Source organism: Paenibacillus aceris (assembly GCF_017874035.1).
In the GTDB taxonomy this organism is placed as follows: Bacteria; Bacillota; Bacilli; order Paenibacillales; family NBRC-103111; genus Paenibacillus_E; species Paenibacillus_E aceris.
Map to the genome: position 1 here is coordinate 72,825 of NZ_JAGGKV010000007.1, position 12,235 is coordinate 85,059.

The 12,235-nt window shown below is 47.5% G+C and carries 14 protein-coding genes and 1 pseudogene; 11 read left to right on the forward strand and 4 right to left on the reverse strand.

Features of this window, described 5'->3' with window-relative positions; genetic code table 11:
* Positions 1-6 precede the first annotated feature (6 nt).
* From rpoN to J2Z65_RS14985, 4 genes are all read left to right on the forward strand, one after another.
* Entirely contained in the window at positions 7-1,308 is a 1,302-nt protein-coding gene (rpoN, locus tag J2Z65_RS14970; RefSeq protein ID WP_167054856.1) for an RNA polymerase factor sigma-54, read from the forward strand.
* A gap of 219 nt (positions 1,309-1,527) precedes the next feature.
* Positions 1,528-2,721: a ParM/StbA family protein gene (locus tag J2Z65_RS14975; RefSeq protein WP_167054855.1), complete on the forward strand. Its 1,194-nt coding sequence runs from the start codon at positions 1,528-1,530 to the stop codon at positions 2,719-2,721.
* Positions 2,718-3,155, forward strand: a complete 438-nt coding sequence (locus tag J2Z65_RS14980; protein WP_167054854.1) for a hypothetical protein — start codon at positions 2,718-2,720, stop codon at positions 3,153-3,155. The genes J2Z65_RS14975 and J2Z65_RS14980 overlap by 4 nt, the downstream gene beginning before the upstream one ends.
* Positions 3,156-3,190: 35 nt before the next feature.
* A complete protein-coding gene (locus tag J2Z65_RS14985; RefSeq protein WP_167054853.1) occupies positions 3,191-3,649 on the forward strand; it encodes a hypothetical protein in 459 nt (152 codons plus the stop codon).
* Between the two features lie 204 nt (positions 3,650-3,853).
* Here J2Z65_RS14985 and J2Z65_RS14990 read toward each other — a convergent pair whose 3' ends face one another.
* Positions 3,854-4,312 (reverse strand): hypothetical protein, encoded by a 459-nt coding sequence (locus tag J2Z65_RS14990; RefSeq protein WP_167054852.1) that lies wholly within the window; start codon positions 4,310-4,312, stop codon positions 3,854-3,856.
* A gap of 156 nt (positions 4,313-4,468) precedes the next feature.
* On the opposite strand from J2Z65_RS14990, the pseudogene J2Z65_RS14995 reads away from it, so the two are divergent.
* From J2Z65_RS14995 to J2Z65_RS15015, 5 genes and pseudogenes are all read left to right on the forward strand, one after another.
* Positions 4,469-4,618 (forward strand): annotated as a pseudogene (locus J2Z65_RS14995) (NAD(P)/FAD-dependent oxidoreductase); the annotation flags it as partial.
* 76 nt (positions 4,619-4,694) lie between these two features.
* The gene (locus J2Z65_RS15000; RefSeq protein ID WP_167054851.1) at positions 4,695-5,486 is read left to right on the forward strand and encodes an amino acid ABC transporter substrate-binding protein; all 792 of its coding nucleotides are present in this window, start codon (positions 4,695-4,697) and stop codon (positions 5,484-5,486) included.
* A gap of 12 nt (positions 5,487-5,498) precedes the next feature.
* Positions 5,499-6,179 (forward strand): amino acid ABC transporter permease, encoded by a 681-nt coding sequence (locus J2Z65_RS15005; protein WP_167054850.1) that lies wholly within the window; start codon positions 5,499-5,501, stop codon positions 6,177-6,179.
* A gap of 20 nt (positions 6,180-6,199) precedes the next feature.
* Positions 6,200-6,967, forward strand: a complete 768-nt coding sequence (locus tag J2Z65_RS15010; RefSeq protein WP_167055026.1) for an amino acid ABC transporter ATP-binding protein — start codon at positions 6,200-6,202, stop codon at positions 6,965-6,967.
* Positions 6,968-7,090: 123 nt separating this feature from the next.
* Complete coding sequence (locus J2Z65_RS15015) at positions 7,091-7,420, forward strand: hypothetical protein (RefSeq protein ID WP_167054849.1); 330 nt, start codon at positions 7,091-7,093, stop codon at positions 7,418-7,420.
* An 89-nt stretch (positions 7,421-7,509) separates the two neighbouring features.
* On the opposite strand, the gene J2Z65_RS15020 is transcribed toward J2Z65_RS15015, so the two are convergent.
* On the reverse strand, positions 7,510-7,941 hold the full coding sequence (locus J2Z65_RS15020) for a VOC family protein (protein ID WP_167054848.1): 432 nt from the start codon (positions 7,939-7,941) through the stop codon (positions 7,510-7,512).
* 260 nt (positions 7,942-8,201) lie between these two features.
* On the opposite strand from J2Z65_RS15020, the gene rlmN reads away from it, so the two are divergent.
* Positions 8,202-9,284, forward strand: coding sequence for a dual-specificity RNA methyltransferase RlmN (gene rlmN, locus J2Z65_RS15025; RefSeq protein ID WP_167054847.1), 1,083 nt, complete (start codon positions 8,202-8,204; stop codon positions 9,282-9,284).
* Positions 9,285-9,366: 82 nt separating this feature from the next.
* Here rlmN and J2Z65_RS15030 read toward each other — a convergent pair whose 3' ends face one another.
* Positions 9,367-9,879 (reverse strand): hypothetical protein, encoded by a 513-nt coding sequence (locus J2Z65_RS15030; RefSeq protein WP_167055024.1) that lies wholly within the window; start codon positions 9,877-9,879, stop codon positions 9,367-9,369.
* Between the two features lie 237 nt (positions 9,880-10,116).
* Here J2Z65_RS15030 and J2Z65_RS15035 point away from each other — a divergent pair, with 237 nt between their 5' ends.
* Positions 10,117-10,776 carry a glycosyltransferase gene (locus tag J2Z65_RS15035; protein ID WP_167054845.1) on the forward strand — a complete coding sequence of 220 codons (660 nt, stop codon included), beginning with the start codon at positions 10,117-10,119 and terminating at the stop codon, positions 10,774-10,776.
* A 60-nt stretch (positions 10,777-10,836) separates the two neighbouring features.
* Here J2Z65_RS15035 and thrC read toward each other — a convergent pair whose 3' ends face one another.
* A complete protein-coding gene (gene thrC / locus J2Z65_RS15040; protein ID WP_167054843.1) occupies positions 10,837-12,225 on the reverse strand; it encodes a threonine synthase in 1,389 nt (462 codons plus the stop codon).
* Between the last annotated feature and the right edge of the window lie 10 nt (positions 12,226-12,235).

Sequence of the window (12,235 nt, forward strand, 5' to 3'; positions counted from 1 at the left end):
TTGCCTATGGAAATGTCCTTGACCGCCCAGCAGGATCAAAAAATGCTGTTAACGCCGCATATGCGGCAGTCTATGGAAATTCTGCAGATGTCCTCGTTGGACTTGCATGAATGGGTGAAGCAGCAGATGAATGATAATCCTTTCATTGAGCTTCGGCGAACGAAGGAAAGACCGGCGATCCGCCAGACCTGCGGTACCAAACAGGAGTGGTGGCTTAATGCTGACCATACGCGTGGAGAAACGTTAGAAACGGTTTTACTTGAACAACTTGCCTGCATGACATTGGATAGCTTCGAAAGAGCCCTTTGCAAATGGATGATCGGCAATCTTGATGAGAGGGGATATTTACTTTATTCCAAAAATGAAATTTCCGCCTTGCGAGGCGTATCCATTAGACAGGTAGGCAAGGCAGTTACCGTGCTCCAAAGCCTAGAGCCACACGGTGTGGGGGCTGCAACATTAGCGGAGTGCCTTCTCCTTCAGCTGCATCAGCAGAAAGAGGTAAACGCTTTGGTGATCTCTCTTGTCCAACAGGATCTTCCTAGCATCGCCGAGGGCAAGCTGCATCAATTAGCTGAGAAGTACGGGACCGATCTTTCCGTTATTAAAGCAGCCCTCGCGCAGATCAGAGCGCTCAATCCTAAGCCCGGAGCATCGTACAGCAGAGAGCAGCCGCAGTATGTGATGCCGGATCTCCGGTTGAAGCTTGTGGAGGGGAAATGTGAAGTGTCTCTGGAGAACAATTCTCTTCCAGACATCACGCTTAATGCTTTTTACCTCCAGTTAATGGAGCAGAAGGCTGCAAAAGATGTTCATCGTTTCCTAAAGCTGAATTGGCAGGCAGCGAATGGGCTTATGGACAGCATCGAGCGAAGAAAGATGACGCTGCTGAAGACAGCAACCCTTATATTTGAGCTGCAGGCTGATTTTTGTTTAAAAGGGAACGCTTATATACGCCCCATGACCATGAAGCAGGTAGCTGACACGCTGCAAGTGCATGAATCAACGGTAAGCCGTACCGTAAGCCATAAATTTATTCAAACCCCGTGGGGAATGTTTGAGTTGAAGCATTTTTTTTCCTCCGCGATCAAGCATGCTGACGGAACGTCGGTTTCAGCGTTCTATATGAAGGAACGAATTCGAGAAGCGATCATGACTGAGCACAGGGCGAGCCCCTTCTCCGATCAACAATTAGCTGAGCTTCTGATCCTCGAGGGCCTCTTGATTTCACGCAGAACAGTCACCAAATATAGAGAGCAAATGGGCCTCCCACCCGCTGTTAAAAGGAAAATTCGGTCTTCGCTCTAACGGTGAACGTTAAGATTTAAGGTTTAACGTTTAAATTTTAAAGTTTAAACTTCGAGGTTTAAATCTGAAACTTTGAAGCTTAAACTCTAAACTTTAAATTTTAAACTTTATTCCAGGGGGACTATAAAATTAGAGAAATATTCCAAATACCCACTCAATCTACTTTCCTATTGCGAATAGGTATATAGATTCAAATCAAGGTAGGAGAGGGGAATTGACTTGACAAAGAACGAAGTCTTTACCACTACCATTGCGCTGTCGATCGATAACGGCAGCAGTCATGTCAAGGTCATATATGACCATCTGGACTGTAGCTTCATTTTTCCTAATGTGCTGGCACAGCCGTTTGGTGAACGATTTCTTTTGATGGAACAAGGTGATCCCCTGGATTTCCTCGACGTACAGATCACATCGCCTGCAATCGAGAGTGACCAGTACCGTCACGTTTACGTAGGTAATCTCGCCATTGGCGACGAAGGCATTCTTCATGAGATTGTCGGGGATAAAGCGGTGCAAAAGAAGGCCCAAAGGCCCGAGACCATGGTGACGCTCCTGACGGCGGCGGCCTACGCAATTGCCAAACAGCATGAGGATGCCATTAAGCGAGGCAAAAGGCGGATCAAAGCCTCTGTCAACTTAGGAACCGGTCTGCCGATTCGCGAAATAACGAAGTTCCGCGATGAGTTTGCCCGCAAAATTACCGGTGGCGTTCATTCCGTTACTTTTATTACGACTCCTGTATTCAAAGGTGTAACTGTGGAAATGGAATTCTCGCTTCCTACCGACATCAGCATAGACGACGTATCCGGCGTATATGATCTGGAAGCAACTTCGAAATCCCATCTATCGCATAAAGGGTTCGGTATTGCCGACGTCGGCGGCGTAGATATGGATATCGCCTTCTTCAGACCAGGCTTGGATCTGGATCAAAGACACTCCACCGGCGCCAAAATCTATCTCAACGATGCTCTGGAAAGCATTCGCAATGAGGTCAACGCGCAGGGTGAGGAACTGCTTGCAAGCACAGCTGAACTGACGCTTATGCTCGTCAATAAAGAGTATGAGATCTATGCTGAGGGCAAGGTTGTATTTGATATGACGAGTCTAATCAATAAGCATATGCGCATATTAGCGGAGAAAGTGCTGAAATTTGCCCGCAGCTCCTGGAAGCACGTTCGTTATGCGAACGAGTTTTGGTTTATTGGAGGCGGAGCGGTCGTTTTGCAGCCTTGGATTGAGAAAATAAACGCCGAGCTGGGTTTGCCCATCCGGTTTGATACAGCCGAACACAGCCAATTCCGGAATGTGCGAGGAACTTTCCTCATGCTGGACCATGCGCTGAAACACGCGGATGAAGTCGCGGCTGGCGCAGATGCCAAAGGAGTCACCGAGAACGGGAGCGGTCAGGATTGAAAAAACGCCGATCCACCGTCTATGTTCGCTCCGGCAAGGACGTGACCCTGTATATTCCGTCAGATACGCCTCCTGAGGTCATCGATTATTTAAATCAATTGAAAATAGATGGCTATTTCAGCCAGGGCATTATAGATATTCTGACGAAGTATGTTCGCGAAGAGCGCTTATCTGCAACACCGGCAAATAAAGTATTTCCCGGGAAAGAAACGACACCCGATTTTGAAATCATCAGCCCTCCCGCAGATCCCGCAGAGAGCAGTGAGATTGGCCGCTTCGAGGAACTGGAGCTGGACGAGCCTTCAAAGCCAGTTCAGGCAGTTATTGCGGATGGGGAACAGAAGAAATTTAGCTTGGCACAAATATTCCGTCAGTCCCGGCAAAATGCGGGCAAGCTGGCGCCTACCTCGGATCATGGAAGGGAGCCTGAGTAGGTGAACTCCATGATTCAAGATAAGGAGGACATCGAATGGACAATGATCAGACGAAAGAAGCATCGCGGCATTTTACACTAACTGATGATATATTTCGCTATCCTGGTATGGATATTTATACGCAAATGACAGTTATCGTTTTGAAATGCTTTTCCTCAGAGTCGAACATTCCCGAGTTAGTTGATATCGCCAAAGTTGGCCGGATGAATCTTAAGCAGGCCACGAAGGCGATGCAAAACCTCGTCGAGATGAAAATTATTTCCCAGAAAATGTTTCGCAGGTTGGTTGGCGATTTCCAGGACGATCGGCTCTCGTGGGCAGCCAAGGGTTTGCTTGCTTTTTGCAAAGAGCATCCTAAGATTGACTTGAATGATCTTCTGGAACTATCCAGTGAATCGGGAGAGGACGAAAGCAGTATTCGCAGGGCGCTGACAGAGCTGCACCAGTATGGATACTTGGATGAGTACCCTGTATGGAGTCAGATGGCTAACTAGGAGAATTGAGCGAAGAAAATAATTATTGAAATAACCCCAAAAGCTATCCCCGAATTCAGGAGGATAGCTTTCTTGCATCAAAAAGGATCTAGTCAAGCCAACTACGGGCATTTTCAGATGCTTATTCGGCAGTAAGGGCAGTCTCCTCGAGCGCCGGGGCAAGCTCGGTTTAGGATGGCGGTTTGCTAGACAGCGGTGCGAGGTTTATTGAACAACCAAGGTTTGCTTCTGGGTAGACAATTCATACTTTTTATTAATATCAAAATTAGCGACGGCCCATACTTCATATTGTCCAGCGAGATCGATGTTGAAGGTATATCGCTCGACAATGGCTCCATTTCTAGGAACACCTCTCGCTATACCTAGACTTGTCCTTGGATAATGATTTATTATGTTTCCGTTGCTATTGGAAATATAGAATGTAAATAGTTTCTCGCCATGAGTGATGTGTATTTCACTATCTTTATTGTTTGTAAATTTCGCCTCAATTGTGAAATCAGTATTTTTGTTTGCGCTTCTAGGACTTGTGAGTCCAACCGAGTACTCCATATTCGCAGAATCAGTCCCGTCTAAGTTAGTATTCTTAATTTGGACTGGTTGAGACGTACAGGCTAGAATGCTAAACATAACGGTTAGGACCATTAACAAAAATAAACGTTTCAAAAATAACTCACCTCCGTGAATATTTCTTATGTATATGACGCTCTTTGTTTTTGAAATGTTCCATCCGCAATTTGTAGAGTTACACCAAAAAAGCCCGGAGGAGTATCCCTCGGGCTTTTAATTATAATGCAGCAACCGACAGCAATCTGGGTCCAGATTGCCGGCGCGTTCCACGATGCAGCGAATGCTGTCAATAAAGCGAAGCAATATATACAGCCGGGCGCCAATAAGTTTGCTATGGTGTCCTCGCATAATGAAGTTTTCAAAGAACGTAATCGGGAATTAGTGAAGCAAATGTTCAGTTAATCCGAACTTAAAATGGGCTCGTTTGGGAATAATACCTCTCGTATCAGCAAAACGCACTGTGACGGGAGGTTACAAATTGAAGAAAATCATCCGATTAGCTTTCACGCTGACCGCAGTACTAACGTTTGCGGGCTGTGGCGCCAAAGGGGGACAGAATGCGGGAGTCAGCAGCTCTCCATCTGCTCAGCCAGCAGCCGAAATTACGATTGGGACCGAAGGGACGTACGCGCCATTCACGTTTCATGATAAAAGCGGGACTTTAACGGGCTTTGATGTAGAGATCGCCCAGGAAGCGGCCAAACGGATCGGTCTTACCCCGCGTTTCGTAGAAACGAAGTGGGACGGTATGATTGCCGGTCTCGATGCAAAACGATACGACATGGTCGCCAACGAAGTGGCGGTGCGTCCGGATCGCTTGGAGAAATATGATATGTCCGATCCGTATATCGTATCTCGGGCGGTGCTAGTCGTTGCCGCGAACAACAATGATATCAAATCTCTGGATGACTTGAAGGGGAAGAAGGTAGGGCAATCCCTCGATAGCAACTACCGGAAAACAGCGGAAGAGCATGGCGCGGTGAACACGGTAGTTGAAGGCTTTAACCAAGCGATCGATTTGGTGACTTCGGGCCGTATTGACGCGACGATCAATGACAGCCTCTCGTATTTGGATTTGAAGAAGCAGCGCCCGGACCTGCCGATCAAAACCGTCTACGAAGAGCCGAACGCGACCAGCAACGCCTTCTTGTTTCGCAAGGGAAGCACCGATCTTGTGCAAAAGATGAATAAGGCACTGGCCGACATGAAGTCCGACGGGACGTACCTGAAGATTTCGCAAAAGTGGTTCAATAGCGATGTATCGAAGTAAAGGGACCGGCATATGACAACAGAACGCATGGAGCGAATTATAGGAATCCTCAGTGATTCCTTTTTTCCAATTGTCAAAGCGGGCTTGGTCTACACGATTCCCCTTACCTTAATTACGTTCACATTAGGACTGATTTTGGCTTTTCTCACGGCGCTAGCCCGCCTATCCGATTTTAAGCCATTGGTGCTTATTGCGAAATTCTATGTCTGGGTATTTCGCGGCACACCGCTGCTTGTTCAGCTGTTTATTCTTTTCTACGGCTTCCCGAGTCTGGGTATCACACTGGATCCGTTTCCGACGGCGATTATTGGTTTTACCTTAAATAAGGGCGCCTACAGCTCAGAAATCATACGTGCCGCGATTCTCTCCATTCCCAAAGGGCAAAGAGAAGCAGCGTATTCGATTGGCATGACGAAGTGGCAAGCGATGCGGCGCATCATACTTCCGCAGGCGGTTCGCGTGGCGATTCCGCCGCTTGGCAACTCCTTTATCAGTCTCACGAAGGATACTTCGCTTGCGGCAACGATTACAGTCACGGAGATGTTTCAAAAAGGACAGCAGATCGCGGCAGTGACCTATGAGCCACTCTGGCTGTACATGGAGGTAGCGGCGGTTTACCTGGTGTTCAGCACGGTGCTTTCCTATGTCCAGAACAGGCTGGAGAGACGGTATGAGCGAAGCGTAGCAACGTAGAAGGAGGGCTAAGCATGAGCATGATTCGGGTAGAACAGTTGCATAAACATTTTCATGGGGTGGAAGTTCTGAAAGGGATTGATTTGTCCGTTCAAAAAGGGACAACGACCGTCATCATTGGGCCCTCCGGTTCTGGGAAAACGACGCTGCTTCGATGTCTTAATCTGTTGGAGATCCCAAGTCAAGGTAAGCTCACACTGGCGAATACGAGCATTTCTTTTACAAGAAAGTCGAAGGTGAGTTACTCTGACTTGATGTCGATACGCAAACAAACGGGGATGGTCTTTCAGAACTATAACCTATTCCCGCACTTAACAGCGATAGAAAATGTGATGGAGGGACAAGTCATTGTTCAAAAGCGTACCAAATCCGATGCGCGGAGCTTATCATTGCAGCTGTTGGACAAGGTAGGTCTGCGGGACCGTGCCGACAGCTACCCTCATGAGCTTTCCGGCGGCCAGCAGCAGCGCGTCGGTATTGCCCGGGCAATGGCGCTGCATCCCCAGGTTTTATTATTCGATGAGCCGACCTCTGCGCTGGATCCTGAGCTTGTAGGCGATGTTCTTCAGGTTATGAAAGACCTATCGGCCGAAGGGATGACCATGGTCATTGTTACGCATGAAATGGGGTTTGCCAGAGAAGTAGCCGACCAAGTTGTGTTTATGGACCAAGGAATTGTTTTGGAAAAAGGCACGCCTGATCAGGTCTTTGAACTGTCAAACAACGAGCGTACCATGCAATTTCTGAGAAAAATACAGGGAGGACCCAGGTCTACAAATTTTTCCTAACAAAAGACGACAATTTTCCATACAATTCCCTAAAAATACTATAATCTTGCTCCCCTCACTTCGACAGATATTACAAGCTGGGTGTTGTACTATTTGAGTACATACATCTAGGAGGTGCAATTGTTGATAGATAAGAATTTGAGGAACAGTGCAGTTAAGTTCGTGAAGAATGATATGGAACGGGTTTTGAGAGATTTGGAAAGTGGGATCATTACTAGAGATCAGGCCATTGGCAGTTTGAATACACTTTTCAACATCTCTTCCGGGATTGAGGACACGGTACATATGCAAATGATTTGCAGGATTACTGCCTACATACGAACGACAAGTTTTTACGGTCAAATCAGGAAAATGTATGCGAATAAACTGTTTCATGAGCAGCCAGCTCCAATACCAATACCGGAAGAGATACCCGCCCCTCCTATGAAGATGCTTGAGAAGATCGTTCGATAGGCATGATATGGGTTCTACATAAGAAAGCCTTCAATCCAACTGTAGAGGTGGACTGAAGGCTTTTTGAACATAGAATTTCTATCTTTGTATTAATTGTTAGTTGGTTGGTCCGTGAAAATGTGGAAGGTAACGCCGAACTTGTCTACTACCTGACCGTATGCAGGACTAAAATGCGTTTCTGTAAGCGGCATGATGACGCGTCCGCCATCCTCTAGCGCATGGTAGATCTGTTTGGATTTCTCGACATCTTTAATCGATATGCAAATGGTAACGTTAGCGCCCTTCTGAACAGGCTGTCCCGGGAAAGCGTCGGATAGCATCAGACGCGTTTCGCCAACCATCAGCATCGCATGGCCGATAAGCTCTTTCGACTCGACAGGCAGAGGGAAATCAGGATTTGCCGGCATTTCGCCGAATGTTTGCGTGAAGACCAATTGGGCTCCTAAAGCTTTCTCATAAAATTGGATCGCTTCCTTTGCATTTCCTTCCATGACTAGATAAGGGTCTAAACGTAATGTCATCTTCCATCAGCTCCTAGGCTCATTATAGTAGAGTCATTGTAAAAAATGCTTACCTCTTATTATTACCATAAAACGCCTGAAAAATAAAGAACACATGTTCGATTTTTTGTAAATTCATTGTAAATTCTGAGATCTGGCGCTGGAAGCTCACTCCTCTTGTGTTCACGCACGATTTTTGGCACAATAATAACTAGATGGTAGGCTTCGGCTGCTTAGTAGAACTTGGACTGTACGTGAAAGTCTTGAAAAGAGGATAACGAATGAATAAAGGGTCCATTTATGGATTAACGTTTGATCAATTGGTTGCTTGGCTCGCTGAGAAAGGGTTCAAAAGGTCGCGGGCTTTACTCGTTTGGGATTGGCTGTATCGGAAGCGGGTAACCGACTTCTCGGAGATGACGGATGTGAAACAAGACTGCCTGCAGGTGTTGGAAGAGCATTTTGCCATCCAAACCTTGACGGAGCATTTAAAACAAGAGTCAGCAGACGGGACGATTAAATTTCTGTTCAAACTAATGGACGGGAATCTGATTGAAACCGTGCTGATGCGGCATAAATACGGCCTATCCGTGTGTGTAACGACACAGGTTGGCTGCAATATCGGGTGCAGTTTCTGTGCAAGCGGCCTGCTGGCCAAGAGCCGTGACCTCACAAGCGCGGAAATCGTGGAACAAATTATGAAGGTTCAGCTTCATTTGGATAGCAAGGGCGCGAACGAGCACGTCAGCCATATTGTTGTGATGGGGATTGGCGAGCCTTTCGACAATTTCAAAAATATGGTGGATTTCATCCGTGTCGTGAAGGATCAGAAAGGGCTCGATATCGCTGCGAGACATATCACTGTTTCTACGAGTGGTCTGGCTGATAAAATCAGAGAATTCGCGGATTCCGATTTGAAGACGAACCTCGCGATTTCCTTGCATGCCCCGACGAACGAGCTTCGTACGCGGATCATGAAAATCAATAAAGCGATCCCAATTGAGAAGTTGATGAGTTCGATTGAGTATTATTTGGAGAAAACGAACCGGAGAATTACGATCGAGTATATTTTGCTGAAGGACGTCAATGACGGCCGAGAGCATGCGCTCCAGCTGGCGGAGCTGATTCAGCACATCCGCCAGCTCGCTAATGTGAATCTTATCCCGTACAATCCGGTGGATGAGCATAGCCAGTATCAACGGAGCGAGCGGGAGTCGGTACGGGCTTTCTATGATACGCTGAAAAAGCAGGGCATCTCCTGCAGCGTCCGTCTTGAGCACGGTACGGATATTGATGCCGCTTGTGGACAATTGCGAAGCAAACAGATCAAGAAATCCACAGAGGATAACTTGGTTGCCCAATAAGAAAAGAACCTTCCATTCCACGTTTTTCGTGGTTTGAAAGGTTCTTTTTTTGATTGGCTGAAGATACCTCTATCTTGTGCATTTAGTATTTGCTTGTTTCCCGACCGCGCATGAACATCAAGGCCAAGCCGGCGACAATGAGCACGATGGCGAAGATCGGCTGGTTGTGGAAGATGCCGGAGAAGAGGGAACCGATCGAGAAAATCGTAAAGAACAAGAGGGACATCACGGTTAGAATATTGATTGGAATAAGCAGCCATTTGTTGCGCCCGCCGAACCAATACAGCTCGAACAAACCAACCGCGACCGCCAGCATGAAGCCTGGCCACATTAAATGCCAGATGTCGAACAGCATGGAGATTTGGCAAATGACGCCTGCCGTCAGCAGAATACCGCCGGGCACCAGTACCCCAACGCCTCTGCGCTGCAGGATGAAGAAGTACAACCAATGGAAGAACACACCCACTGGGATGACGAATAAGGTTGGCCAAAAATACTCGAAAATCGTACCGGTACTGAACGTGATTTCCCCTTTTAGAAACATGAAAACTCCTAAAAGAATCAAGATCGGTCCGAGAAAAGCGCTGCGATTCATATTCACTATACTCACTCCTATATTAGTTTAATCATTACGACTAGCTTATCATGCCGCATAGGGTGTGTCCTCCTGCTTAGGTGGAGGAGGGTATCGGTCTGAGGACCGATTTTTGCGTTAGCCGATAGATGTCTGCAATGATGATCATCCTTCCTCCCTCTTTTATGAATGAAAACGACTCGTGAGTACACAATATAACGAGCTGTTTCCCATTTATATTTAAAGGAGAAGATACCTATGCAAGGTAAGTTGATCAAGTTAACGCTGTTGTCTCTATCCATTGCTTTCAGCACGGCGCCAATCCGGGCAGAGGCACACATGGACGACCGTGCAGTGGCCGCTAAGCAGATGATGTATACACAATCGATGGTACAACTGAAGGGCGATTTAAGAAGGCTGTGGCTGGATCATGCGATTTGGACACGCAACTACGTGGTAAGCGCCCTTGCCGGTCTAGAAAATAAAGATAAAACACTAGCTAGGCTGTTAAGGAATCAGCAGGATATTGGGAATGCGATTAAGCCATTCTATGGGGAAGATGCAGGGAATCAGCTCGGCAAGCTGTTGACGGAGCACATTGTGATCGCAGGCAAGGTGGTTGATGCGGCGAAAAGCGGAAATACGGCGGAGTTCGACAAAGCTAACAAGGACTGGTACCGCAACGCCGACGATATCGCCTCCTTTTTAAGCAAAGCTAATCCGAATTGGCCGATGAAGATGATGCAGGATTTGATGTATGTTCATTTGCAAATGTTGACGGAAGATGTAAAAGCAATGCTCAAAAAGGACTGGGATGCCGATATTATGTGGTTCGATAAAGGCGCGGACCATCTTACGATGATCGCCGATGTGTTGACAGACGGCATTATTAAGCAATTTCCGCAAAAGTTCAAATAAACGTGAAAAAAGGACTGTTCCGAAAGTCATGTCAGACTTTCGGAGACAGTCCCTTTTTATTTAAAAAAATGTAACAAGTTGATCCTTGATTTCGTCATTCGAACCGCCAACTACCGTTTGGAATTGCGGCTTGTCGAACAATGCCTGAATCTGCTGCGGGTACGTTTGCTCGATGCCGCGAAGACGGATGGACTCGTCGAATTTCGCCGGATGAGCGGTGGAAAGAGCAACCGTCACTTCGCCGTCAGCCGCAATGTGGTCGGCAGCCGCCACGCCGCACGCCGTGTGCGGATCAAGCAGATAGCCATACTCCTTGTAGTAGGAGCTGATCGTATCCAAGCACTCCTCGTTCTGTACGCCGTACGCGGCAAAATCCGCTTGCACGGCTTGCAATTTGTCGGCAGGGATAACAATGCGGCCTTCGGCTTTAAACTGAGCCATCAGCGCAGTGACAGCTTCTGCGTCTTCGCCGTAGAGGTAGAAAAGATAGCGCTCGAAATTGCTCGCTACTTGAATATCCATGGAAGGGCTGTACGTGCCGCGGAAAGCTCCCGGCTGATATACGCCTTCCTTCACGAAACGCTCAAGGATGTTGTTTTCGTTCGTCGCAAGAATGAGTTTATGAATCGGCAGACCCATCTTTTGAGCGAGATAACCGGCAAAAATATCGCCGAAGTTACCGGTCGGCACGCTGAAGTTAATCTTTGCCCCTGGATCATTTGCCGTCGTTTGGAAATAAGCATAGAAGTAATACACGGTTTGCGCCAAAATACGGGCGATATTGATGGAGTTAATCGCGCGCAGATGGTAGCGGTGCTTGAACTCAACGTCAGCAAACAGCTCCTTGATGATGCGCTGGCAGTCGTCGAAGGTGCCTTCGACGGAGAGATTCAGTACGTTCTCGCTGTCAACAGTCGTCATCTGCAGCTCCTGCACCCGGCTCACCTTCTGGTGAGGATGAAGGATACAGATGCGGATGCCTTCCTTACCGCGCACACCTTCAATGGCGGAAGCGCCGGTGTCGCCGGAAGTCGCGCCGAGAATGTGAATGATGGAGTTCGTTTTGCGGGAAACGTACGCATACAGATTGCCTAGGAATTGCAGCGCAATGTCCTTGAAGGCAAAAGTCGGACCGTGGAACAATTCCAGTACATACGTGCCATCGTTCAGGCGTTTAACAGGCGTTACAGCTTCATCGCGGAACGTGGCATAGCTGTCGTCAACGAGCTGCTTAAGCTCAGCGCGAGGAATTTCATTTTCGATAAATAGCGAGAAAATTTCAAGCGCAAGCTCCGAGTAGGAGAGCTTTTGCCATTTCTGGAGCGTCTCTGTGGAAAGCTGCGGGATCGTTTTTGGAACAAGCAAACCGCCGTCGTTCGCCAATCCCATCAGGATGGCATCGATAAATCCGAGGGGTTCTACTTTTCCGCGTGTGCTAATGTATTCCATATAAGTCCCC

Excerpts from the sequence above, each read along its gene's own strand:
- J2Z65_RS15020 (WP_167054848.1), bottom strand. The coding sequence starts at position 7,941 with ATGACATTACGTTTAGACCCTTATCTAGTCATGGAAGGAAATGCAAAG.
- J2Z65_RS14985 (WP_167054853.1), top strand. The coding sequence starts at position 3,191 with ATGGACAATGATCAGACGAAAGAAGCATCGCGGCATTTTACACTAACT.
- rpoN (WP_167054856.1), top strand. The coding sequence starts at position 7 with ATGGAAATGTCCTTGACCGCCCAGCAGGATCAAAAAATGCTGTTAACG.
- J2Z65_RS15010 (WP_167055026.1), top strand. The coding sequence starts at position 6,200 with ATGATTCGGGTAGAACAGTTGCATAAACATTTTCATGGGGTGGAAGTT.
- thrC (WP_167054843.1), bottom strand. The coding sequence starts at position 12,225 with ATGGAATACATTAGCACACGCGGAAAAGTAGAACCCCTCGGATTTATC.
- J2Z65_RS15005 (WP_167054850.1), top strand. The coding sequence starts at position 5,499 with ATGACAACAGAACGCATGGAGCGAATTATAGGAATCCTCAGTGATTCC.
- J2Z65_RS15030 (WP_167055024.1), bottom strand. The coding sequence starts at position 9,879 with ATGAATCGCAGCGCTTTTCTCGGACCGATCTTGATTCTTTTAGGAGTT.
- J2Z65_RS15035 (WP_167054845.1), top strand. The coding sequence starts at position 10,117 with ATGCAAGGTAAGTTGATCAAGTTAACGCTGTTGTCTCTATCCATTGCT.
- rlmN (WP_167054847.1), top strand. The coding sequence starts at position 8,202 with ATGAATAAAGGGTCCATTTATGGATTAACGTTTGATCAATTGGTTGCT.